19 protein-coding genes are annotated in these 22,477 nt (G+C 72.3%); 3 read left to right on the top strand and 16 right to left on the bottom strand.

Annotated features, from left to right (window positions below):
- Positions 1 to 52: 52 nt before the first annotated feature.
- Positions 53 to 2,044: an Ig-like domain repeat protein gene (locus E6R18_RS00630; RefSeq protein WP_136314837.1), complete on the top strand. Its 1,992-nt coding sequence runs from the start codon at positions 53 to 55 to the stop codon at positions 2,042 to 2,044.
- 71 nt (positions 2,045 to 2,115) lie between these two features.
- On the opposite strand, the gene dnaN is transcribed toward E6R18_RS00630, so the two are convergent.
- From dnaN to E6R18_RS00610, 4 genes are all read right to left on the bottom strand, one after another.
- Positions 2,116 to 3,258 carry a DNA polymerase III subunit beta gene (gene dnaN, locus E6R18_RS00625; RefSeq protein ID WP_136314836.1) on the bottom strand — a complete coding sequence of 381 codons (1,143 nt, stop codon included), beginning with the start codon at positions 3,256 to 3,258 and terminating at the stop codon, positions 2,116 to 2,118.
- Positions 3,259 to 3,394: 136 nt separating this feature from the next.
- Positions 3,395 to 4,291 (bottom strand): glycoside hydrolase family 19 protein, encoded by an 897-nt coding sequence (locus E6R18_RS00620; RefSeq protein ID WP_136314835.1) that lies wholly within the window; start codon positions 4,289 to 4,291, stop codon positions 3,395 to 3,397.
- Positions 4,292 to 4,477: 186 nt separating this feature from the next.
- Positions 4,478 to 5,206: a glycoside hydrolase family 19 protein gene (locus tag E6R18_RS00615; RefSeq protein ID WP_240799536.1), complete on the bottom strand. Its 729-nt coding sequence runs from the start codon at positions 5,204 to 5,206 to the stop codon at positions 4,478 to 4,480.
- A 348-nt stretch (positions 5,207 to 5,554) separates the two neighbouring features.
- A complete protein-coding gene (locus E6R18_RS00610; RefSeq protein ID WP_136314833.1) occupies positions 5,555 to 6,838 on the bottom strand; it encodes an adenylosuccinate synthase in 1,284 nt (427 codons plus the stop codon).
- A gap of 186 nt (positions 6,839 to 7,024) precedes the next feature.
- On the opposite strand from E6R18_RS00610, the gene E6R18_RS00605 reads away from it, so the two are divergent.
- On the top strand, positions 7,025 to 7,888 hold the full coding sequence (locus E6R18_RS00605; RefSeq protein ID WP_136314832.1) for a diacylglycerol kinase: 864 nt from the start codon (positions 7,025 to 7,027) through the stop codon (positions 7,886 to 7,888).
- A 134-nt stretch (positions 7,889 to 8,022) separates the two neighbouring features.
- Positions 8,023 to 9,912, top strand: coding sequence for a hypothetical protein (locus tag E6R18_RS00600; protein ID WP_136314831.1), 1,890 nt, complete (start codon positions 8,023 to 8,025; stop codon positions 9,910 to 9,912).
- Between the two features lie 12 nt (positions 9,913 to 9,924).
- Here E6R18_RS00600 and E6R18_RS00595 read toward each other — a convergent pair whose 3' ends face one another.
- From E6R18_RS00595 to E6R18_RS00540, 12 genes are all read right to left on the bottom strand, one after another.
- Positions 9,925 to 11,148, bottom strand: coding sequence for a cytochrome P450 (locus E6R18_RS00595; protein ID WP_136314830.1), 1,224 nt, complete (start codon positions 11,146 to 11,148; stop codon positions 9,925 to 9,927).
- A 141-nt stretch (positions 11,149 to 11,289) separates the two neighbouring features.
- Positions 11,290 to 11,967: a response regulator transcription factor gene (locus E6R18_RS00590; protein WP_136314829.1), complete on the bottom strand. Its 678-nt coding sequence runs from the start codon at positions 11,965 to 11,967 to the stop codon at positions 11,290 to 11,292.
- Positions 11,964 to 13,445, bottom strand: a complete 1,482-nt coding sequence (locus E6R18_RS00585; RefSeq protein ID WP_240799535.1) for a histidine kinase — start codon at positions 13,443 to 13,445, stop codon at positions 11,964 to 11,966. The genes E6R18_RS00590 and E6R18_RS00585 overlap by 4 nt, the downstream gene beginning before the upstream one ends.
- 104 nt (positions 13,446 to 13,549) lie before the next feature.
- Positions 13,550 to 14,425: an alpha/beta hydrolase gene (locus tag E6R18_RS00580; protein ID WP_136314828.1), complete on the bottom strand. Its 876-nt coding sequence runs from the start codon at positions 14,423 to 14,425 to the stop codon at positions 13,550 to 13,552.
- A gap of 155 nt (positions 14,426 to 14,580) precedes the next feature.
- Positions 14,581 to 15,777 (bottom strand): kynureninase, encoded by a 1,197-nt coding sequence (gene kynU, locus E6R18_RS00575; protein ID WP_136314827.1) that lies wholly within the window; start codon positions 15,775 to 15,777, stop codon positions 14,581 to 14,583.
- Positions 15,770 to 16,618, bottom strand: a complete 849-nt coding sequence (locus tag E6R18_RS00570) for a tryptophan 2,3-dioxygenase family protein (RefSeq protein ID WP_136314826.1) — start codon at positions 16,616 to 16,618, stop codon at positions 15,770 to 15,772. The genes kynU and E6R18_RS00570 overlap by 8 nt, the downstream gene beginning before the upstream one ends.
- Before the next feature lie 158 nt (positions 16,619 to 16,776).
- Positions 16,777 to 17,190, bottom strand: a complete 414-nt coding sequence (locus E6R18_RS00565; RefSeq protein ID WP_018551101.1) for a DUF3151 domain-containing protein — start codon at positions 17,188 to 17,190, stop codon at positions 16,777 to 16,779.
- Positions 17,191 to 17,351: 161 nt separating this feature from the next.
- Positions 17,352 to 18,518 (bottom strand): MalY/PatB family protein, encoded by a 1,167-nt coding sequence (locus tag E6R18_RS00560; RefSeq protein WP_136314825.1) that lies wholly within the window; start codon positions 18,516 to 18,518, stop codon positions 17,352 to 17,354.
- Positions 18,519 to 18,614: 96 nt separating this feature from the next.
- On the bottom strand, positions 18,615 to 19,637 hold the full coding sequence (gene fbaA / locus E6R18_RS00555; protein ID WP_136205445.1) for a class II fructose-bisphosphate aldolase: 1,023 nt from the start codon (positions 19,635 to 19,637) through the stop codon (positions 18,615 to 18,617).
- A gap of 201 nt (positions 19,638 to 19,838) precedes the next feature.
- Complete coding sequence (pyrE, locus tag E6R18_RS00550; protein WP_018551098.1) at positions 19,839 to 20,378, bottom strand: orotate phosphoribosyltransferase; 540 nt, start codon at positions 20,376 to 20,378, stop codon at positions 19,839 to 19,841.
- A 99-nt stretch (positions 20,379 to 20,477) separates the two neighbouring features.
- Positions 20,478 to 21,275 carry an aldose 1-epimerase gene (locus tag E6R18_RS00545; RefSeq protein ID WP_136314824.1) on the bottom strand — a complete coding sequence of 266 codons (798 nt, stop codon included), beginning with the start codon at positions 21,273 to 21,275 and terminating at the stop codon, positions 20,478 to 20,480.
- Positions 21,276 to 21,296: 21 nt separating this feature from the next.
- Entirely contained in the window at positions 21,297 to 22,415 is a 1,119-nt protein-coding gene (locus E6R18_RS00540) for an SRPBCC domain-containing protein (protein ID WP_136314962.1), read from the bottom strand.
- Positions 22,416 to 22,477 lie beyond the last annotated feature (62 nt).

Raw genomic sequence — 22,477 nt, 5'->3', positions numbered from 1 at the left:
CTCTCATCTCCAGGTGCCGGGCGGTCCCTTCACCGTGGGGGTAGACACCGTCTTGCGTACGCGCAGAATCTCCACCGCGACCTCGATCGCGGTGCTCTTCAGCTCAGTCGTGCTGATCGGCGGCGCGGCCAACCCGGCCGCCGCCGACTCCAGCAAGGTCATCGCCGCCGCGTCCGTCGGCGACATCGTCGCCGACGGCGTGCACAAGCGCGTCTTCATCAGCGACCCGGCCGGGGGCAAGGTCGTCGTCGCCGATTACAGCGGCACGGTCATCGCGAAGATCAACTCACTGCCCGGGGTGACCGGGCTCGAACTGTCCGCGGACTCGGGCACGCTGTACGCCGCCGTGCCGGGCGCCGACGCCATCGTCACGATCGACACGGCGGCGCTCAAGGTGTCCGCCCGGTATGCGACGGGGACCGGCACGGACCCGAAGTTCCCGGCGCTGGCCGGCGGCAAGCTCTGGTTCGGGTACGGCTCGGCCGGCTCGGGCCACATCGGGTCGCTCGACCTGTCCGGCGCCGAGCCGGTGGTGACCCTGGAGCAGGACGCCGACGGCAGGTGGTACGCGGCGCCGACCCTGGCCTCCACTCCCGGCGCGCCCGGCGTGCTGGCCGCCGGCATCGAGACCCAGAGCCCGACAGAGCTGGCCGTGTACGACGTGGCCTCGGGCGCGGCCGTACGAACCGCCTACACCAGCACGGACGGCGGCAACCTGCACGATCTCGCGCTCAGCCCGGACGGCACGCAGCTCGTGGTGGCCGGCAGTGCCCCGTACTACCACCAGGCGTACCGCACCTCGGACCTCGCGCCGACGATCGCCTATCCGGCGGACGCGTACCCCAACGCGGTCGACATCGCCCCGGACGGGACGGTCGCCGCCGGCATCGACGGCTGGTACGAGCCGGACGTGTACGTCTACAAGCAGGGCTCCACCGCAAAGCCGGTCCGGACGTACGACTTCCCCAACACCGGGAAGAGCAGCGGCGCGGACACCCTGGACCCGTCCGGTCTGGCCTGGGCGCCGGACACCAGCCGGCTGTTCGCCGTCACGGTCAACAGCGAGGGCGTCCGCTCGCTGCGGGTGCTCACCGACCCGGTCAAGTTCCGGACCACGGTCACGGTCAGCGCTCCGGCGAAGGCGTCCCGCGGCAAGAAGCTCACGGTGACCGGCAAGGCGAAGTCGGACGGCGCCTTCCCGTCGGGCGCCAAGGTGACGGTGACGCGTACCGACATCGAGTCGCCCAAGGGCAAGGCGCTGGCCGCCGTGAAGCTGAAGTCGGACGGCTCGTTCTCCTTCGGCGACACCCCGCCCGCGGGCGGCACGGTCACGTACAAGGTCTCCTACGCCGGTGACGCCACGCACTCCGCGGCGTCGGGCAGTGACAAGGTCGCCGTCTCCCGGGCGGCCACCTCGCTGACCCTGAACCGCAACAAGGCGGTCTACTCCTACGGAGCCGACGTCTCGTTCACCGCGCATCTCGGCAAGACGTACAAGAACCGCACCGTCGAGCTCTGGGTGGACCCGTACGGCAAGGACAAGCCGAAGAAGCTGGTGAAGACCGGCAAGGTCAACTCCAAGGGCAACCTGGCCACGACCGTCGACATGACCCGGGACACGACCGTCACCGCCGTCTTCAAGGGCGACGGGCGTTCCGCGTCCAGGACGGTCACCTCCACGGCGTACGCCAGGGTGAAGGTCTCGACCTCGGTCTCCAAGCAGTACCGGACCGCGAAGATCGGCTCTCGGTCGTACGCCTACTTCCACAAGAAGACCAACCCGGTCTTCGCCACGAAGATGAGCTACTACAAGAACCGCAAGTTCCGCCTGGCCATGGAGGTCTACTACCAGGGCAAGTGGTACGGCGCGGGCTCGCAGTACTTCAAGCTCGGCACCAGCGGCAAGACCAACGTGACGCTGACCGGCGCCCATGAGACGGGCTACCGGATGCGGGTCCGCGCCTCCTACGTGGACGGCTCGTCGGGCGACACCGTGAACACGACGACCCACGGCGCCTGGAAGTACTTCATCTTCACCAAGTAATCCAGGAATCCGAGGAGCTGCGAACGCGGGGCCGGGGCGGGAGGCCGTCCCCGGCCCCGCGTCCGTCGTCCTCACTGGACCAGCGGCTTGACCGACATGAGCAGGTGCTGGTGGACCGTGTCCCCCGCCCCGTCCGGCGCGGCCGCCGCGTCCTCGTGGTCCCGGTGCCCGGTGATCATGGCGCGCTGGCCCTGGCCCATGAGCTGGAACCTGACGACCGGGGTGTCGAACGAGGCCAGCGCGTCCATCAGGTACGAGGGGTTGAACGCGACCGTGATCTCGTCGGCGCCCGCGAGCCCGGCGGGCAGGCGCTGGGAGGCCACGTCGTCCTCGTAACCCGCCTGGAGCAGGACGGAACCGGCGGAGAAGGCGAACTGGAGCGGGCTGTCGCCGTCCGCCACCACCGCGACCCGCTTCACGGCCTCGACCAGCGGTTCGCGCTCGGTCACCGCCTTGACCGGGCCGCTCAGCACGAAGAGCTTGTCGTGGCGCGGGAGCCGGCCGTCGAGCAGCCGGACCGTGGTGCGCATGCCTTCCCGCTCGAAGCCCGCCGAACCGTTGTCCAACGCGAGGCGAACCGGTCCCGGGCGTGCGCCGACGGACCGGGCGATCTCACTGAGCCGGCGGGCCGAGACGACGACGTCCGCCGTGACCCCCTGCTCCGCGGGCTGCCAGTCGAGCGTACGGACCGCGAAGCGGTAGCGGTCCGTGGCCGCCAGGGTCATCCGCTCGCCGTCGAGGCCCAGCCGGATACCGGTGAGCGCGGGCAGGGTGTCGTCCCGGCCCGCGGCCACCGACACATCGGCGACGGCCGCCGCGAACTCCTGCCCGTCCACCGCGCCGAGGACATCGGGCAGCGGCGGCAGCGCCGGGTAGTCGTCCAACGGCAGGACCGACAGGCCGAATCCTGCGCCGCCGCCCGTCACCGTGAACCGCGACCCCTCGACCGCGCACTCCACCGCGCCCTCGGGCAGCACCTTGCACACGTCGAGCAGGCGGCGGCCCATGACGAGCACCTTCCCGGGCCGTTCGGTCCGCGCCGCCACCTCGATGCGGGCGGACGCCTCGTAGTCCAGCCCCGAGATGCTCAGCCTGCCGTCCACCGCCTCCAGCAGCAGGCCGCCCAGGACGGGCACGGGTGATCTGGTGGGCAGCACGCGGGCGGCCCAGGCGACGGCGTCCGCCAGCTCGCCGCGTTCGATCCGGAACTCCATCGTGGTGCCTCTCCCTCGTGCGCCGACCGCCTGCGGTCCCGACGACTTCGACGTTAGGGGCCACCACTGACAACGGGACGGGGGACGCCTCCGGCCGAGTGGCCGGGGGCGTCCCCCACACGTGTGAATTCGTCGGTCAGCAGCTGAGGTTGGTGCCGGGCGTGGTGCCGAGGATCTGCGTGAACGCCTGGTACTTGTCGATGCGGCTCTGGACCTGTGCGGGGTTGCCGCCGTTGCACTCGATCGAGCCGTTGATGGAGCGGATCGTCTCACCGAAGCCGGCGCCGTTCACGATGGCGTTGTGGGCCGTCATGGTGCCGGGGCCGTTCTGGGTGTTCCAGTACCAGAGGCCGGTCTTCCAGGCCACGGCGGCGTTCTGCTCGACCAGGTACGGGTTGCCCAGCAGGTCGATGCCGAGCGCGTCGCCCGCGGCCTTGTAGTTGAAGTTCCAGCTGAGCTGGATCGGGCCGCGCCCGTAGTAGGCGGCCTGGCCGGCCGGGCAGCCGTAGGGCTGGCTGCTGTCGCAGTAGTGCGGGTAGTTGGCGGTGTTCTGCTCGACGATGTAGACGAGGCCGCCGGTCTCGTGACTGACGTTGGCGAGGAAGGCCGCGGCCTCCTGCTTCTTGACGGTGTCGCTGCCGGTGTTGGCGAAGCCCGGGTAGGCGTCAAGGGCGGCGACCAGGCCGCTGTAGGTGTAGAAGGAGCTGCGGCCGGGGAACATCTGGTTGAACTGCGCCTCGCTGACGACGAAGCCGGAGGAGGAGCCGGGGCCGCCCGGGTCCGTGCCGCCGCCGCTGCCGCAGGCACCCTTGTCGGACCAGACGTCGGAGCTGCCGGGCTTCTCGTTCTGCGTCCACCACTTGGCGGTCCAGTTGTGCCCGTTGTACGAGGCGGAGCCGCCGCCCGTGTAGACGGACGAGGAGTTCCAGGCGGCCGCGCAGTCGGCGGCCGATGCGGTCGTGGCGGGGAGTACGACGAGCCCTGCGACGACCGCGCCCAGCGCGGCGAGCAGGCCCATGACACGTCGGAACATCTGCACACTCCTTCGGCGCGGTGCGTCGCTGACCCGGTGCACCGCTGTGGGGGGTTCCCGCCACTCAAGCGCTGTTGGTCTGGACCTGTCAAGGTCTAGACCAACAATGGCGGGCTTCCGAAGGTAAAACCTCGGGGCCCGCCCACGCTGCGGGATCACCGCGGGCCCCGAGTCGGCGACATGGCGTCAGCAGGTGAGACCAGAACCCGGATTGACCCCGATGACATCGGTGATGTGCTCGTACTCGGCCACCCGCGCCTGTACCGAGGTGGGGTTGCCGCCGTTGCACTCCAGCGATCCGTTGAGCGAGCGGATGGTCTCGCCGAAGCCCGCACCGCCGACCATCGCCTCGTGCGAGGTCATGGTCCCGGGGCCGTTCTGGGTGTTCCAGTACCAGAGCGCGGTCTGCCAGGCCACCGACGGGTCGCGCTCCACCAGCCAGGGGTCGTTGAGCAGATCGAGGCCGAGGGCGTCCCCCGCCGCCTTGTAGTTGAAGTTCCAGCTGAACATGATCGGTCCGCGCCCGTAGTACGCGGACTGGCCGGCCGGGCAGCCGAACGGCTGGCTGTAGTCGCACTTGATCCAGTAGTTGGCCTCGTTGATCTCCTTCACGTACTGGAGACCGACCGACTCGAAGTCGGCGTGCGTCAGGAACGCCGCCGCCTCCCGGCTCCTGGTCTGCTCGGTCCCGGTGTTCGCGAACCGCGGATACGCGTGCAACGCGTCGATCAGGCCCTGGTACGTGTAGAAGGGGTCGCGATCGGGGAAGATCTCGTTGAACTCCGCCTCACTGATGACGAAGTCAAAGACCCCACCGGTACAGGCACCCGCGTCGGCCCAGACGGTGGTGGCGCCCGGGTTCTCGTTCTGCGTCCACCACTTCGCCGTCCAGTTGCGGCCGTGGTGCGAGACCATGCCGCCCGCCGAGTAGGCGGTCGAGGAGTTCCACAGGGGCGCGCACGAAGCCGGATCGGCGGCCGGCGCGGCACTGGCGGCGCCGGGCAGGAAGGCAGCCGTCGCGATGACGGCGCTCAGTACGGTCAGGACGCTCTTGATGCGGTTCAGCGCTGCTCACTCCTTCGACGAGGACGGGGCATGGCTCGCCGCACACCTCAGCGGGGGCGGGCCGTCCGGGCATCCCGACACCCAACCGCTGCTGGTCTGGACCTGTCAAGGTCTAGACCAGCAGCGGCCGTCGGTGGGCGGACATGCCGGAGGGCCGGGGCGCGACCTCCGCCCCGGCCCTCCTCCGTGCCCGTGTGCCTACAGGAACGAGTTGATCTCGATGGTCTCGGTACGGCCGGGGCCGACGCCGATCGCGGAGATCGGGGCGCCGGACATCTCCTCCAGCGCCTTCACGTACGCCTGCGCGTTCTTCGGCAGGTCGGCGAAGGTCTTCGCCTTGGTGATGTCCTCGGACCAGCCCGGGAGCATCTCGTAGACCGGCTTCGCGTGGTGGAAGTCGGTCTGGCTGTACGGAAGCTCCTCGACGCGCTTGCCGTCGATCTCGTACGCCACGCACACCGGGATCTGCTCCCAGCCGGTCAGCACGTCCAGCTTGGTGAGGAAGAAGTCGGTGAGGCCGTTGACCCGGGTCGCGTACCGCGCGATGACCGCGTCGAACCAGCCGCAGCGGCGGTCGCGGCCGGTGGTGACACCGCGCTCGCCGCCGATCCGGCGCAGCGCCTCGCCGTCCTCGTCCAGCAGCTCCGTCGGGAACGGGCCGGCGCCGACGCGCGTCGTGTACGCCTTGAGGATGCCGATGACCCGGCTGATCTTGGTCGGACCCACGCCGGAACCGGTGCAGGCGCCGCCCGCGGTCGGGTTCGAGGAGGTGACGAAGGGGTACGTGCCGTGGTCGACGTCGAGCAGCGTGCCCTGACCGCCCTCGAAGAGGACGACCTTGCCCGCGTCGATGGCGTTGTTCAGGACGAGCGTCGTGTCGGTGACGTAGGGCTTGATCTGCTCCGCGTACTGGAGCATGTCCTCGACGACCTTGCCGGCCTCGATGGCGCGCCGGTTGAAGACCTTGGCCAGAAGCTGGTTCTTCTGCTCCAGGGCCGCCTCGACCTTCTGCTCCAGGATCGACTCGTCGTAGAGGTCCTGGACGCGGATGCCGACCCGGTTGATCTTGTCGGCGTACGTCGGGCCGATGCCGCGCCCGGTCGTGCCGATCTTGCGCTTCCCGAGGAACCGTTCCGTCACCTTGTCGACGGTGACGTTGTACGGGGTGATCAAATGGGCGTTGCCGCTGATCAGCAGCTTCGACGTGTCCACGCCGCGGTCGTTCAGCCCACTCAGCTCGGAGAGCAGGACCGCCGGGTCGACGACGACACCGTTACCGATGACCGGGGTACATCCCGGTGAAAGGATTCCGGAGGGGAGGAGATGCAGTGCGTACTTCTGGTCGCCGACGACGACCGTGTGACCGGCGTTGTTGCCGCCTTGGTAGCGCACCACGTAGTCCACGGATCCACCGAGGAGGTCGGTGGCCTTTCCCTTGCCCTCGTCACCCCACTGAGCACCGAGCAGCACAAGTGCGGGCACAGGCGTACACCCCTTCCGGGCGGGGCATGTCCAAGGTCAGGGGGCGTACCAAAACGCCGTACATGCCGTACGACGTTGTACGGCACAGCCTGAACCGTCGAACCGGGTGCCCCGGAATAGACGAAGCCCCTGGCGCAATAGCGCAAGGGGCTCTTGCACCAAGATGCTACCCGAGGAAGGACCGAGGTGTCGGCTGCCCAGCCCCCCGGTAACGGTGCGCCCCATCTGCTGGTGGTGATCGATCCGGTCGCCCGCCGGACGGACGGCGAGTCCGTCCGCATCGCCAAGGACGTCCTGAGCGCCGGCTCGCACGCCAAGATCTGCCTCCCGGACAGCCCCGGGGAATTCGCCCGGGCCCTGTCCCGGCGGGGCGGCCGGCGGCCGGTGGTGATCGGCGACGACCGCGCGCTGCGGCGCGCGGTGTCCCTGCTGCACCGGGAGCGGGAACCGGCCATGAGCGCGCTCTCGCTGGTACCGGTCGGCACGTCGGCCGCCCTGGAACTCGCGCACTCGCTCGGCGTGCCGACGGACGCGGTCGCGGCGGCGCGCACGGCGCTGGACGGGTCGGTACGCCGGCTGGACCTGCTCGTCGACGACAGCGACGGCGTGGTCCTGGGGGCGCTGCGCATCCCGGCCCTGAACGGCGCCCCGGGCGCGGGCACCGGCCGCACGGGCGTCACGGCGGTCTGGGACAGCTGCCGTTCCCTGGTCCGCACCCTGGTGCGCCCCGCGCCCCCGGAACCGCCCGCCACTCCCCCGACGCACCGGCTGCGCGTGGAGGCCGACGGTGTCGTGCTGAACGACCTGGACCGCCCGGTCGCCTCGGTGACGGTGACCTCCGGGTGCGGTGACGACGGCGTGGCCGAGGTGACGATCGACGCGCCTGACACCGCCCCGGTCACCACGGAGGCCAAGGCGGTGACGGTCTCGGGGGCGGACTTCCGCTACCGGGCGGACATACAGGTCGGCGGGCCGGTGCGGACGCGGACCTGGACGGTGCGTGCGGGGGCCTGGGGGCTGATTCTTCCGGCACTACCGGCGGAGGGATAGCCTCCGCTCTGCGCCGGGGGCGGGGTGGGGCGCCGCCCCGGAGCGCTCGTCAAGCGGTACGAGGCACAGGGCCGCGCCCGCGAGGAGGCCGGCGACGCGGAGAACCGGTTCATTCAGAGGCCAAAGGGGCGGGCATGTCGGACACCAGCATATCGGACGGCAGTGGCAGACCGGCAACGGCCGCGGGGGCGGTCGCGCTCGATCTGCCGGGTACGGCGGAGGGACTGGACCGCTACCGGGCATCGGCCTGGCGGTGGTGCGCGGCAGGAGCGGCGGCCGTGGCCGCCGCGGTGCTCATCGCCGTGTTCGCCGACAGGTTCCTCCGGTCCTTCGTACCGCAGCTCGGCACGATCGGCGTGCTGTTGCTGCTCGTCGGGGCCGTCGTGCCGCTGCAGGCCCGCCGCATGCGCAGGACCCTGGCGGCCCGGCCGTGGACGGCCCACACATCGGTCCTCCTCCAGTCCGGCGCGCGTGGTGCCGCCGTGGTGCTGGGCGGGCCGGGACCTGACGAGCTGCTCGCGCTGACGCCGTGGGCCACCCGGTGGCGCGCGGACCTGCTGGACCGCCCCGGCTCGGTGCTGTGGTGGTGCGGCGATCCACGCACCGGCGGGGTGCTGGCGCCGCCGGACGGCACGCAACTGATCTGGGCCAGGCCGGTCCGCGGTCGACGGGCCCGTTCGATCGCGGCCCGGCCGCAGGTCAAAACCCTGCTGACACGCCCCGCCCTGCCGCAGCCGCAGTCCGCTCGGGGGCAGGAACCCGTCCCCTTCGACCCCGCCCCGCCGACGGAGACCTTGCGCCGGCGGCCGTGGTGGCGGGGCACCTTCCGCTGGCTGCTGCTCATGGGCTTGCTCCTGGCGGCCCTCGCCACCGTCTGGATCGCGGCCGCCGAGAACGACCCGCAGGTCGACCTGACGGTCATCAGTGAGCGCGCCGACGGCCGCTGCGAGGTGCGCTGGACCGACCCCTTCGACGGCCGCACCCGCACCGGCCCCTTCCACTGTCACGGGAACACGGGCCTGCTCAAGGGCTGGGACACCGGCTTCGTCGTCTCGTACCCGCCGTTCAAGGGCGATCTGTACGACGAGAACCTGCGCGGCACCGCGGCCGTGTCCACCACGGACGTCGTGGGGCTGAGCGGACTGGCGCTCATCGCGGTCGGCCTGGTGGGCGGAGCGATCCGGATCGTACGGGGCCGGCGGCTGCGGAACCGGCCCCTCCCGTCGTTCACGATCCCGCGCCAGGAGCGGGCGCCGGAACCCGGCCCGAGCCTGGAGGCCGCCGCACCACAGCCGCCCGCGCCCCTGTCCTACGCGGCGTACGCCGCCGAGGCCGGGCTTCAGGCCCGGCTGCGAGCCGCGCCCCCGGTGAAGCCTGCCGTGCCGGACCGGATGCACCCGGGAGAGCCGCTGACCTGGTGGCGGGTGCCCACGCTGCGGAACGCCACCGGCATCGCGCCGGCCCTGTGGTCCCTGTCGTACACCGGCGGCGTCGTCGTCCTGGCCCTGGTCACGGGCGTCGGCACGGTCGCGTCCGGGCCCCTGGTGGTGGGGGCGGTCCTCGGCGCCTTCGGGCTCTTCAGGCTCTGGCGCGCGGTCACCGCGGGCATCCCGAACGCCCGCATGCTGGCCGCCGCCGCGACCGCACCCGCGCCCCAGGTCCACCGGTACGCCCTTCTGTACGACGGCAGGGAGGACGGGCCGACGCTCGTGCTCTTCCCGGCCGGGGAGTCGGTGAACGCCGGGGAGTCGGTGGACGCCGGGGAGGCCGGGGAGCCCGATGCCGGCGCGCGGCCGGTGGGGCTGCTGCCGCTCCTGCCGCCGGGGCCGGTGAAGGATCCCTGGGCGGGGCTGCCCGCGCCCACCGGCACGGTGGAGCTGCGCGGCTGGCTCGACGGGCTGCCGCTGGCCGTCGCATGGATCGACGGCTGCCCGTACTGGCCGCAGAACGTCTACGAGGACATCGCCCCGGCCGACGCGCAGGACCTGGACACACGCTTCGGCCTGGGGCCCGTCGCGACGTAACGAGTACCCCCCTCACACCTCCACCCGCAGCTCCTTCACACCCCGGATGACGTAGCCCGGGTTCCACTCCGGTTCCGCGGCCAGTCGCAGGCCGGGCGCCTTGCGCAGCAGCTCGCCGAAGGAGGCGGCGAGTTCGACGCGGGCCAGCGGGGCGCCGAGGCAGAAGTGGATGCCCGCGCCGAAGGTGATGTGCGGATTCTCGCGGCGGGCGAGGTCCAGCATGTCCGGGTCCGTGAAGCGGGCCGGGTCGCGGTTGGCGGAGCCGAAGAGCAGGGCCACCTCGGAGCCGCGTGGAATGACCGTGCCGTCGATCTCGATGTCGTCCAGGACCCAGCGCTCGAACATCTGGAGCGGGGTGTCGTAGCGCATCAGCTCCTCCACCGCAGTGGGCAGCAGCCCGTGGTCGGCGCGCAGAGCGGCCAGCTGCTCGGGGTGGCGCAGCAGCGTCCACCAGCCGTTGGCCGTGGTGTTGACGGTCGCCTCGTGCCCGGCGTTCAGCAGGAGGACGCAGGTGGAGACCATCTCCTGCTCGGTCAGCCGCTCGCCCTCGTCGTGGGCGGCGACCAGGGCGGAGATCAGGTCCGGGCCCGGGTTGGTGCGCCGCTCCGCGATCAGCTCGCGCAGATACGCGGAGAACTCCAGGCAGGCGCGGACGGCGGCGCGGGCGGTCTCCTCGGAGGGGTTGAGCTCGAACATCCCGCAGATCGCGGCCGACCAGGGCCGCAGCGGCGCCCGGTCGGACTCCGGGATGCCGAGCATCTCGGCGATCACGGCGACGGGCAGCGGCTCGGCGACGGCCGCGAGCAGGTCGCCCCCGCCCCGCTCGACGAAGTCGTCCACGAGCCCGGCGGCCAGCCGGCGGACGGTCGGGACGAGCTGTTCGACGGTGCGCGGGGTGAACGCCTTGGAGACCAGGCGCCGGATGCGGGTGTGGTCCGGCGGTTCGAGGTCCAGCAGCCCCTGCCCGTTGAGCGTCTCGAACGGCTCGTGCTCCGGGGGCGGCGGCGTCCTGCCGAACTCCTCGTGGGTGAACCGGTGCAGGTACGTCCGCCCCAGCCGCCGGTCGCGCAGCAGCGCCGACACGTCGGCGTAGTGCGGGACGAGCCACTGGTCGGTGGGCTCGAAGTAGTGCGCCCGGCCGGTGGCCCGCAGCTCGGCGTAGGCGGGGTACGGATCGGCGACGAACGCCGCCGACCAGGGGTCGAACGGGGCGCGGGGCGCGCTGGGCTGTTCCATGGACCGACGCTAACCGGCCTCCCGCACCCGGACCAGCCCCGCCGTGGCCTCACCCGTGGACGCACCCGCACCCGTGGACGCACCCGCGGCCGAGCTTCAGCGCGGCCGAATGGGCAAGCCCGCGAGGGCCGGTGCACGGGGTCAGGAAGGAGTGACGAGGCGGGCCTCGTAGGCGAAGACCGCGGCCTGGGTGCGGTCGCGCAGGCCCAGCTTGACCAGGATGCGGCTCACATGGGTCTTGATCGTGGACTCGGCGACCACCAGATGCCCGGCGATCTCCGCGTTCGACAGGCCCTGGGCGATGAGGACGAGCACCTCCGTCTCGCGCTCGGTGAGGTCGCCGATCCGGGCCAGGGCCGGGGGCCGCGGGGCCGACGCCAGCTTGGAGAACTCGGTGATCAGGCGCCGGGTGACCGTGGGGGCGAGCAGTGCCTCGCCGGAGGCGACCACGCGGACACCGTCGGCGAGTTGGCGGGCCGAGGCGTCCTTGAGGAGGAAGCCGGAGGCGCCGGCGCGCAGGGCCTGGTAGACGTACTCGTCGAGGTCGAAGGTGGTCAGCACCAGCACCTTCGCGTCCGCGTCGGCGGCGACGATCTCGCGGGTCGCCTCGATGCCGTTGAGCTCCGGCATGCGGATGTCCATCAGCACCACGTCGGGGCTCAGTGCGGCGACCTGGGAGACGGCCTCGCGTCCGTTGACCGCCTCGCCGACGACCTCGATGCCCGGCATGGCGTTGAGCAGGACCGAGAAGCCCTCGCGGACCATCATCTGGTCGTCCACGATCAGGACCCGGATCGGCGCGGCGGGCGGGATCGTCATGCCTGCTCCACAGAGTCACCGGAGATCCCGGAAGCACGGGAAGTCCCGGAAGCGCCGGAGGCGTCGGAAGCGTCGGAGACGTCGGAAGCCTCACGTGTGCCGGACGCCTCACGTGTGTCGGACGCCTCACGTGTGCCGGACGCCTCACGTGTGCCGGACGCCTCACGCGTACCGGAAGCCTCACGTGTGCCGGATGCGCCGGAGGCGGTCGGCTGGGCGGGGATGAAGGCGGTGACCTCGTAGCCGCCCTCCGTCGTCGCCTCGGCGGTCATCTCGCCGTTCAGCATCGCGACCCGCTCCCGCATCCCGGTGATCCCGTGTCCGGCGCCCGGCGACGGCTTCACCGGGGCGGTCGGCGGTCCGTTGACGACGCGCAGCCCGAGCCCGCCCAGGACGTAGCCGATCTCGACCCGGGCCGTGGCGCCCGGCGCGTGCCGCAGGCTGTTGCTGAGCGCTTCCTGGATGATCCGGTACGCCGACAGTTCGACGCCCTGGGGCAGTTCGCGCACCGCGCCGGTCACCGCCTTCTCGGTCTCCAGACCCGCTTCCCCCACGTTGGCGAGCAGCCTGTCCAGGTCGGCCAGGGTGGGCTGCGGGGCGTCCGGCGCCTCGTAGTCGTCGGCCCGGACGACGCCGAGCACCCGGCGCAGTTCGGTGAGGGCGGCGACGGCGTTCTCCCGGATCGTGACGAACGCCTGCTCAAGCTCCGGCGGCGGGTTCTCCACCCGGTACGGGGCGGCCTCGGCCTGGATCGCGACGACCGACATGTGGTGGGCGACCACGTCGTGCAGTTCGCGGGCGATCGTGGTGCGCTCCTCCAGCAGCGTGCGCCGGTCGCGCTCGACGGCGGTCACGGTGCGCTGCACGGTGACCTCGCGCTGCGCCTCCCGGCTGATCTGCACCACGCTCACCACGAGCAGCGCGAACGCCGAGACCACCGCCATGGCCGCGGTCTCCGTCCCGCCGCCCGCACCGACGACGCCCTCCACGAAGAGGCCCAGCACCAGCGTGAACGTCCACATCCAGACGGCGGTGCGCGGCCGGGTCCTGGCCGCGACGACGAGCAGCACCACCAGGTGGGAGAAGAAGAGGCTCGGCCCCCACGGCTCGTTGCCGCCCTCCACGATCACGGTCACCGGTGTCAGCGCCATCGATATCCAGAACGCCCCGACCGGCCTGACCAGGGTCATCGCCACGCAGCCGGCGGGGAGCAGGCCGGACAGCAGGACGCCGGCGTTGCCGGTGGAGGCGAAGCCGGCCAGGAAGGTGATCAGCGCGGCGAGCAGCACCATGGCGTGCGGGGCCCAGGCGAAACCGGCCCCGATCCGCCCCGGCATCCACCTGGTCAGCGGACCGTCGGTCCGCATCGGCCCCATCGGCCGGTAGGCGAACGGGTCGTGGAAGAGTTCCTGGCGCAGCTCGCCGATCGCCCCCGCGGCGAGCCGGAGCTCCGGGCTTCTGGTCTTGGTCTCGGTCACCACTCCACGGTAGGCGGGCCGACGGGCCCGGTCGTCAGCAGTGAAGCGGATTCCCGGCCGTCCGTCGCAAGTACTACGCGACCACGCGGCCCCGTGCTCCGGCCCTACCAGGCCAGCTGGGCGATCTCCTCGGCGACCACCGCGCAGGCGTCGGCGGCCGGGTCGATCAGCGGGAAGTGGCCGACGTCCGGCAGCAGCGTCAGCCCCACCGTCTCGCCCTCCTTCGCCGCCGCGTCCACGAACGCCTCGGAAACGGCCGCCGGAACCGTGAGGTCCGCGGTCCCCTGCACCACGACCGTCGCGATCCCGGTGGGCAGGAGCCGGGCCGGATCCGCGTACGCGCTCCGCTCGGCGAAGTCCTCCGCCGGCCCCAGGAACTGCCCGATCGCCCCCGAGCACACGTCGAGCCCGACCGCCGAGGCGAAGTCCGCGATCGGCGCGAGTGCCACCACGCCCCGCAGCGCGGGCGGACGTGCCAGCCGCCACGGCGAGCCCTCCGGCAGGACGTGCCGGGCGGCGGCCCACAGGGCCAACTGCCCGCCCGCGGAGTGCCCCGTGACGACGATCCGGCGGCTGTCCGCCGCGGGCAACTCCCGCGCCAGCAGCTCCGGCAGCGCGTCCAGCGCGGCGGCCACGTCGTCGAAGGTCTCCGGCCAGCGGCCCGCGACCGGGCCGGAGCCGCGCTGCTGCGGGAGCTCGCTGCCGCGCCGGTACTCGACACTGGCGACGGCGAACCCGCGCCGGGCCAGAAAGCCCGCGAACGGCGACATATGGGCCCGGTCGTACGGGGCCCGCCACGCGCCGCCGTGCAGGACGACCACGACGGGCGCGCCGGTACGCCCGTCGCGCGGGGCGTGGAAGTCGATGACCTGGTCCGGGTGGCTGCCGTAGGCGGCGGACGCGTCGGGGGCGACGACCGGATGCGCGAACGCCGAATCCGTCTCGGCGGCGTCCCGGTCGCGCGCGGCGGAATCCGACATGCTGCTCCCCACCCTCACTGTCACCCGGCCGACTGGCCAACTGGCCTGACCTGCGGGGACGGTACCAGTACGGGAGGCGGGTACGCGCACCGGGAATCGGTGCGCGACGCCGTCCGGCGACCGGGGCGAGCCGGTCACCGGACGGATGCGGCAGCCTACGCCGCCGGGGCGCCCAGAACCTCCGCAAGCACCCGTGCCGCGCGTTCCGCGTCGGCGAACCCCACGTACAGCGGTGTGAAACCGAACCGCAGCACATCGGGCCGGCGCAGGTCGCCGACGACACCGCGCGCGATCAGCTCGGCCATCACGGGCCCGGCGTCCTCGCAGCGCAGCGCGACCTGGCTGCCGCGTTCCTTGTGGGCGGCCGGGGTGACCGGGGTGACCCGGCCCTCGGGGGCGTACGCCTCGACGCACTCCAGGAAGAAGTCCGTCAGCGCCAGGGACTTGGCCCGTACCGCGTCGATCCCGACCCCGTCCCAGACGTCGAGGGATGCCTCCAGCGCCAGCATGGACAGGATGTCGGGGGTGCCGACCCGGCCCCGGACCGCGCCCTCGGCCGGGCTGTAGCCGGGGGCCATCGCGAACGGGTCGGCGTGCGACGTCCACCCCGGCAGGGGCGAGTCGAAGGCCGCCTGGTGGCGTTCGGCGACGTACAGGTACGCGGGCGAACCGGGGCCCCCGTTGAGGTACTTGTACGTGCAGCCCACCGCCAGGTCCACGCCGTGCTCGTCCAGACCGACCGGGAGGGCCCCCGCGCTGTGGCACAGGTCCCAGACGGCGACCGCGCCGGCGGCCCGTACCGCGGCGGTGAGACCCGGCAGGTCGTGCAGCCGGCCCGAGCGGTAGTCGACGTGGTTGAGCAGCACGGCGGCGGTACGCGGACCGAGCGCGTCCGGCACGTCGGCGGGGGCGACCGGGACGATCCGGTGGCCGGTCATCCGGGCCGCCGAGGACGCGATGTAGCCGTCGGTGGGGAAGGTGTGCGCGTCCACCAGGATCTCGTCGCGGCCCTCCGGCGCCAGCCGGGTCGCGGCGACGAGCGCCTTGAAGACGTTCACGCTGGTGGAGTCGCCGACGACGATCTGGCCCGCGGCGGCCCCGACGACCGGGGCGATGCGGTCGCCGATCCGCTCGGGCGCCGTCCACCAGCCGCTCTCGCTCCAGGACCGGATGCGCAGCTCGCCCCACTCACGGGTGAGGACCTCCTGCACCCGGGCGGGCACGTGGCGCGGCAGCGCGCCGAGCGAGTTGCCGTCCAGGTAGACGGTGTCGTCGAGGGTGAACAGCTCGCGCAGTGGCGCCAGGGCGTCCGCGGTGTCGAGCGCCTGTGCGCGCTCCCGGAGGTCAGACATGGCTGCGGGCCGTCCAGAGCTCGGGGAACACGTTCTTCGTGGCGCGCTTCTCCAGCCAGGCCACCCCGGCCGAGCCGCCGGTGCCGGTCTTGGAGCCCATGGCCCGCCGGGTCGCGAGGAGGTGGTCGTTGCGCCATCGCCACACCAGCTCGCCCACATCGGTGAGCACCTCGCCGAGGCGGACCAGCTCGTCGTTCTGGTCCGGGTTGGCGTAGATCGCGGTCCAGACGGCCTCGACCTCGGGCGACGGCTCGTACTTCCGGGTCAGGTCCCGGCCGAGCACGGCCTCGGGGATCGCGTGCCCGCGCCGGGCGAGCAGGGCGAGCGCTTCGTCGTACAGGCTGGGCTCTGCGAGCGCCTTCTCCAGCTCCGCGTGGACGCGGGGCGCGCCCCGGTGCGGCACCAGCATGGACGCGGACTTGTCGCCGAGCAGGAACTCCATCCGCCGGTACATGGCCGACTGGAAGCCGGAGCCCTCGCCGAGCGAGGACCGGTAGGAGTTGAACTGGGCGGGGGTGAGCTGGGCGAGCGGCGTCCAGGAGGCGTTCAGCGCCTCCAGCTCGCGCAGGGACCGCTTCAGCGCGTCCTGCGCGACGTCGAGCCGGTCCCCGCGCATCGCGTGCGCGGCGGTCTCCCACTCGTGGACGATGACGGTGAACCACAGCTCCATGACCTGGGTGGTGACCAGGAAGACCATCTCGCCGGGGTCGTCCGAGCGGAGGTGCTGGAGGTGGGTCAGGACATCCGCCTGGACGTAGTCCTCGTACGGAGTCGTTCCCGCGAAGTCGAGGTGCGGGGTCTGCGCACCGGTGGCTTCGGGGTCGGGGTGGATCGTCGACATCGCTGTCTCCTCGACACGAGCTTCCGGGTAGCGGTCCGCCCCTTCCGTGAGGTGGTGGAGCTCCGGTCCCCTGTCCGCATCCTAAACGCCGCCCCCGGGAACGCGCAGGCCCCGCGGGCGCGGGTGCGCGCTCGCGGGGCCTGCGGTACGGGGCCGGGTCAGCCCAGGGTCTCGGCGGCGGTCGGCGAGGAGTCGCGCAGGAACGTCGAGCAGCGCTCGTACTCCTCCTGCTCGCCGATCGCCTGCGCGGCCCGCGCGAGGGCGTGCAGGGCCCGCAGGAAGCCGCGGTTCGGCTCGTGCTCGAACGGTACGGGGCCGTGGCCCTTCCAGCCGGCCCGGCGCAGCGCGTCGAGACCGCGGTGGTAGCCGGTGCGGGCGTAGGCGTACGACTCGACGACCCGGCCGCCCTCGAACGCCTCGTCGGCGAGCTGCGCCCAGGCCAGCGAGGAGGTCGGGTACTTCGCGGCGACGTCGGCGGGCGCGGTGTCGGCGGCGAGCAGCTCACGCGGCTCCGGGTCGTCGGGCAGGTGGGTCGGGGGAGGGCCCCCGAGCAGGTTCTCGTGGATCGACATGCCTCCAAGTGTGCCTGGCCCCGCCGCCCGCTCAAGCCCCTCCGGCAATCACCCGCTCAAGCCCCTCCGGCGACTGGCCTTTCAAGCCCTCCGGCGATTGAGGAGCGGGGGCCCGGGGCGGAGCCCCCGAAACCGGCCGAGCCCGCGCACCCACACCGCCGCTACGCGGCGCCCCGCACCGCCTCCACACCCCGGATCAGCGCCGCGAGCCCCGCCTCCACCTTGCTCCGCGGGCACCCCGCGTTCAGCCGCACGAAGCCCTCCGCCCCGTACGTGCTCCCCGGCATCACCGCGACGCGCTCCCGCTCGATCAGCACCCGCTGAAGCGCCTCGTCGTCCTCGACGCCCGCACGCCGCAGGTCGATCCAGGCCAGGTATCCGGCCTGCGGCGGCTCCCACTGCAGGGCGGGGAAGGCGGTGTTCAGCCGCTCGGCGACCAGGGCCAGGTTCTCCGCGACATACGCGCGCACCGCGTCCAGCCACGGCCCGCCCTCCCGGTACGCGGCGATGTGCGCGGTCAGCGAGAGCACTGCCGGGGATGCCAGACCTTCCGCCGTCTCCATCCGGCGCAGGAACTCCGTCCGGTCCTCCGGCCGCCCGATGAGGCCGTACGAGCCGGTCAGCGCCGGGAAGTTGAACGACTTCGAGGCGGAGGTGACGACCGCCCAGCGCCCGTCACCCCCCACCCGGGTCCAGGGCACGTGCGGCCGCCCGCCGTGCACGAAGTCCGCGTGGATCTCGTCGCTGATCACGGCCACCCCGTGCCGTGCGGCGAGCTCGGCCATCCCGGCGAGCTCCGTCTCCGTCCACACCCGCCCGGACGGGTTGTGCGGCGAGCACACCACGAGGACCGTGCTGTCCGGCCGCGCGAGCTCACGCTCCAGCGCGTCCATGTCCCCCAGCGGCACACCCCGCAGTTCCCGCCCGAGCCCGGTGATCGCCTTGCGGAACCCGTCGTACGTGGGGGTGTGCAGGACCACCCCGTCCCCCTCGGCCGTCCACATCTGGAGCAGCTGGGAGAACTGGCTGAGCACGGACGGCCCGTACACCAGCCGGTCCGTGTCGATCGTGGTGCCGTACCGGGTCGCGTACCAGTGGGCGATGGCCGACCGGAAGTCGTCCTGCCGCCAGTCCGTGTAGCCGAACACGCCGTGGTCGAGCCGGGCCCGCAGGGCGGCCAGCACCTCGGGGGCGGTCTCGAAGTCCATGTCGGAGATGGTGAACGGCAGCAGCCCGTCCACCCCGAACCGGTCGGCGACCCCGTCCCACTGGACGCACCAGGTTCCGCGGCGGTCGATCACGGTGTCGAAGTCGTAGGACGTGCTCACAGCTGTTCCCTCGGATCGTGCGTGCCGGACACGGACATGCCGTGGGCCCGGCACCCCGAGGGGGTTGCCGGGCCCACGCCACACATCCGTACGGAATTACTTCAGCTTGGTGCCGGTGGACCGCAGGTTGGCGCATGCCTCCGTGACGCGCTTGGCCATGCCGCCCTCGGCGGACTTGCCCCAGCTGCGCGGGTCGTAGACCTTCTTGTTGCCGACCTCGCCGTCGACCTTCAGCACACCGTCGTAGTTGCTGAACATGTGGTCCACGATCGGGCGGGTGAAGGCGTACTGGGTGTCGGTGTCGAGGTTCATCTTCACGACGCCGTTCTCCAGCGCGGTGGAGATCTCCTCGGCGGTGGAGCCGGAGCCGCCGTGGAAGACGAAGTCGAACGGGGAGGTCTTGCCGTACTTGGCGCCGACGCCCTCCTGGAGGTCCTTGAGCAGCTCCGGACGCAGGACGACGTTGCCCGGCTTGTAGACGCCGTGCACGTTGCCGAAGGAGGCGGCCAGCAGGTAGCGGCCCTTCTCGCCCAGGCCGAGCGCCTCGGCGGTGCGCAGCGCGTCGTCGACGGTCGTGTAGAGCTCGTCGTTGATCTCGTGGGTGACGCCGTCCTCCTCGCCGCCGGTCGGGGTGATCTCGACCTCAAGGATGATCTTGGCGGCGGCGGCCTTGGCCAGCAGCTCCTGGCCGATGGCCAGGTTGTCGGCCAGCGTCTCGGCCGAGCCGTCCCACATGTGCGACTGGAACAGCGGGTTCAGGCCCTTGGCGACGCGCTCGGCGGAGACGTCGAGCAGCGGGCGGACGTAGCCGTCCAGCTTGTCCTTCGGGCAGTGGTCGGTGTGCAGCGCGACGGTGATGTCGTACTTGGCTGCGACGATGTGCGCGAACTCGGCCAGCGCGACCGCACCCGTGACCATGTCCTTGTTGTACTGGCCGCCCAGGAACTCCGCGCCGCCGGTCGAGATCTGAACGATGCCGTCGCTCTCGGCCTCCGCGAAGCCACGCAGGGCAGCGTGCAGGGTCTGGGTCGACGTCACGTTGATGGCCGGGTAGGCGAACTTGCCTGCCTTCGCCCGGTCGAGCATCTCGGCGTAGACCTCGGGGGTTGCGATGGGCATCTGTCCGCTCCTTGGGATGTGCGGGTGTGCGTTGCTGGGTCCCTGACCTGGGGGCGACGTCATCGTCGCCCCCATCTTCCCAGACTCCGGTCCCGGCTCCACCCGGCGGAGTCCCCCAGCGTTCGCGGCCGTGGTTCGCACGGGTACGACAAAGGCGGTCGGTTTCACGTGAAACCGACCGCCCTCGCGGAAAACCGCAGGTCACCCCAGGTCGAGGTCCGGGACCGTGTACACGTGGACGTATGGAAGGCCCGCCTCGGCGATGGCCGGAGCCGCACCACGCTCCACGATCACGGCGACGGCGACCACCTCGCCGCCCGCCTCGCGCACGGCCTCGACGGCGGTCAGCGGCGAGCCGCCGGTCGTCGAGGTGTCCTCGACGACGAGGCAGCGCCGGCCCTTGACGTCCGCGCCCTCGATCCGGCGCTGCATCCCGTGGGCCTTCTGCGCCTTGCGGACGACGAAGGCGTCCAGCTCCTGGCCGCGGGCCGCGGAGGCGTGCAGCATCGACGTGGCGACCGGGTCGGCGCCGAGCGTCAGGCCGCCCACGCAGTCGTAGTCCAGCTCCGCCGTCGCGTCGAGCATGACCTGACCGACCATCGGAGCGGCCTTGCCGTCCAGCGTGATGCGGCGCAGATCGATGTACCAGTCGGCCTCCAGGCCGGAGGAGAGCGTCACCTTGCCGTGGACCACGGCCTTGTCCTTGATCTGCTGGAGCAGCTCAGCGCGTACGTCAGTCATGGCTACGAGGATAAGGCGCCCGTTTCCCGCCGGTGCCCGCCCGCCGGGCGGGGCCCCACGCTCGGAGCCGGTGCCCGCCCGCCGGACGGGGCCCCGCCCTCAGAGCCGGCGCCAGCTCCACGTGGTCGCGATCTCCAGCGGCTCGATCGGGGTGACGTAGCGCGGGGCGGTGTTCAGCCCGTTCGGCGGGCCGGACTGCGGTTCCACGCAGACCGCCTCCTCCTGCTCGTCGTAGATCACGACCCACTCGGACCGGCTCTTCACGGTCAGCTCCAGCCGCTGCGGCCAGGTGAGGGTGACGTCGACGCCGTCCGGCATCCCGAAGCAGTCGTCCCACGGCCCGGGCACTGGCGGAATCCGGCGCCCGGTCGGCAGGTGGTTCTCGCCGCGCTCCTCCTGCCAGGCGGCGTCGAAGTCGATACGGACCTCCTCGCCGCTGTCCAGGCGGCGGCGGAACCACGGGTGCCAGCCCGCCTGCGCCGGGAAGGAGTCCCCGTACGTCTCGACGCCGAAGGCCAACGTGAGGGAGTCCTCGGTCAGTTCGCAGGTCTGGGTCACCCGGCCCGGGTACGGCCAGGGGTCGGTCAGGTCGTAGTAGAACGACGCCTGCGCATCGCTCTCCAGCGCGGTGTGCCACGCCGTGTCCCGGCCGGTGCCGTGGATGGCGTGCGGCGGGGCGGTCAGCGGCAGTTGGTGCAGGACGCCGCCGTCGCGGAACTGCCCGTTCTCGGTGCGCCCGCACCACGGCACCATCGGGAAGCAGCCGTACCGCTCCCCCTGCCGCAACAGTTCGGTGCCGCCGATCCGCAGGCTGCTGATACGGCAGCCGTTGGCGGGGTTCACGGTCAACTCTGTGTCGCCGACGGAGAGCCGGACGTCCTTCTCGCTGCTGCTCACAGGACGACCCTACTGGCGCCGCTACCTCCGGCGCCGCAACGCCCGGCTCACGACCACCGCCGAGGCGAGGGCGAGCGCCGCCGCCGGGGCCAACCAGCGCAGCGTGGCGCCCGCACCGCCCGCGACGGGCGAGGGCACCGGGGCGTACCGGCCGCGCGGCGGGGCGTGGTCGACCTCCTCGGCGCTGCGACCGATCATGGTGCGCCGGGCGTGCGCGGCCTCGGCCGGCGGCTCGTCCGGAACGGTGAACTCGATCCCGGCGACCGGGTCCAGCGAGGACGGCGGAACCGGGGCGTCGAACAGGGAATCCCCGTCCGCCGCCTCCTCCCCGCCCTGCTCCACCGGCTGCTCGCCGCCCGGCGCCTCGTCGGCGGCGGCCTCGTGCGTGGGCAGCACCTCGTCGGCGCCGCTCATCGGGCCGGACCCGGCGAGCGGGGAGCCGGCCGAGGGCGCGGGGCCGGTCTGGTCCGCCTCCTCGGCGGCCTCTTCAAGGGCCTGCTCCACGGCTTCCCCGACAGCCAGCTCGTCCGCGGAGACGACGGCCGCGCCCGGGTCGTCACCGGGGGCCTCTCCACTCGCAGCCCCGCCGGCCCCCGCCTCGCCGCCCGCAGTCCCGCCCTCGCCCGCCTCGCCGCCCGCAGCGTCCTCGACGGCCCCTTCGGCGTCCGCAGTCCCGTCGCCCGAGACCTCCTCGTGCGCGGCCAGCGACTCCGTGACCAGCTGCTGCGCGAACCGGTCCAGCAGCCGGTGGGCCGTCGACAGCGCGGCCGCAGGTTCGAGGTCACGCAGGCGCCCGTCCCCGCTCACCGTGCCGTCGAAGGCGATCGACGTGCCCTCGGCCCCTTCGGCCAGCCGGAGGGTCAGCGTGAGCTTCGCCGAACCGCCGCCCCGGGCCTCCGCGCCCTCGCCCTCCACCAGGACGGCGTACACGGAGTCCACGTCCGGGTCGCCCGGCAGCGGGGTGAGGCGCAGCGCGCCCCGGTAGGTGATGGTGTGGCCGCCCGCCCGGATTCTGAGCCGGCCGGCCAGGGGCCCCGCCGACGCGTCGGCGTCCTGCTGAAGCCCGGGGACACACCGGGCGACCCGGACGGGATCGCCCAGCGTCCGCCGCAGGGCCGGGACCGGAACCGGAACGAACACCTCATGCTCCATGGAAACCGAGCCTACTCAGCCCCGGCCGTCACGTCAGCGCTTCCGCACCC

The sequence above is a fragment of the Streptomyces sp. A1277 genome, from assembly GCF_004795015.1.
GTDB lineage: Bacteria > Actinomycetota > Actinomycetes > Streptomycetales > Streptomycetaceae > Streptomyces.
This window is presented reverse-complemented; position numbering and strand designations above follow the sequence as displayed.

Excerpts from the sequence above, each read along its gene's own strand:
- E6R18_RS00615 (WP_240799536.1), bottom strand. The coding sequence starts at position 5,206 with ATGGTCTCGCACCACGGCCGCAACTGGACGGCGAAGTGGTGGACGCAG.
- kynU (WP_136314827.1), bottom strand. The coding sequence starts at position 15,777 with ATGTCTGACCTCCGGGAGCGCGCACAGGCGCTCGACACCGCGGACGCC.
- E6R18_RS00570 (WP_136314826.1), bottom strand. The coding sequence starts at position 16,618 with ATGTCGACGATCCACCCCGACCCCGAAGCCACCGGTGCGCAGACCCCG.
- dnaN (WP_136314836.1), bottom strand. The coding sequence starts at position 3,258 with ATGGAGTTCCGGATCGAACGCGGCGAGCTGGCGGACGCCGTCGCCTGG.
- E6R18_RS00590 (WP_136314829.1), bottom strand. The coding sequence starts at position 11,967 with ATGACGATCCCGCCCGCCGCGCCGATCCGGGTCCTGATCGTGGACGAC.
- E6R18_RS00595 (WP_136314830.1), bottom strand. The coding sequence starts at position 11,148 with ATGGAACAGCCCAGCGCGCCCCGCGCCCCGTTCGACCCCTGGTCGGCG.
- E6R18_RS00620 (WP_136314835.1), bottom strand. The coding sequence starts at position 4,291 with ATGTTCCGACGTGTCATGGGCCTGCTCGCCGCGCTGGGCGCGGTCGTC.
- E6R18_RS00565 (WP_018551101.1), bottom strand. The coding sequence starts at position 17,190 with ATGTCGATCCACGAGAACCTGCTCGGGGGCCCTCCCCCGACCCACCTG.
- E6R18_RS00580 (WP_136314828.1), bottom strand. The coding sequence starts at position 14,425 with ATGTCGGATTCCGCCGCGCGCGACCGGGACGCCGCCGAGACGGATTCG.
- E6R18_RS00600 (WP_136314831.1), top strand. The coding sequence starts at position 8,023 with ATGTCGGACACCAGCATATCGGACGGCAGTGGCAGACCGGCAACGGCC.
- fbaA (WP_136205445.1), bottom strand. The coding sequence starts at position 19,637 with ATGCCCATCGCAACCCCCGAGGTCTACGCCGAGATGCTCGACCGGGCG.
- pyrE (WP_018551098.1), bottom strand. The coding sequence starts at position 20,378 with ATGACTGACGTACGCGCTGAGCTGCTCCAGCAGATCAAGGACAAGGCC.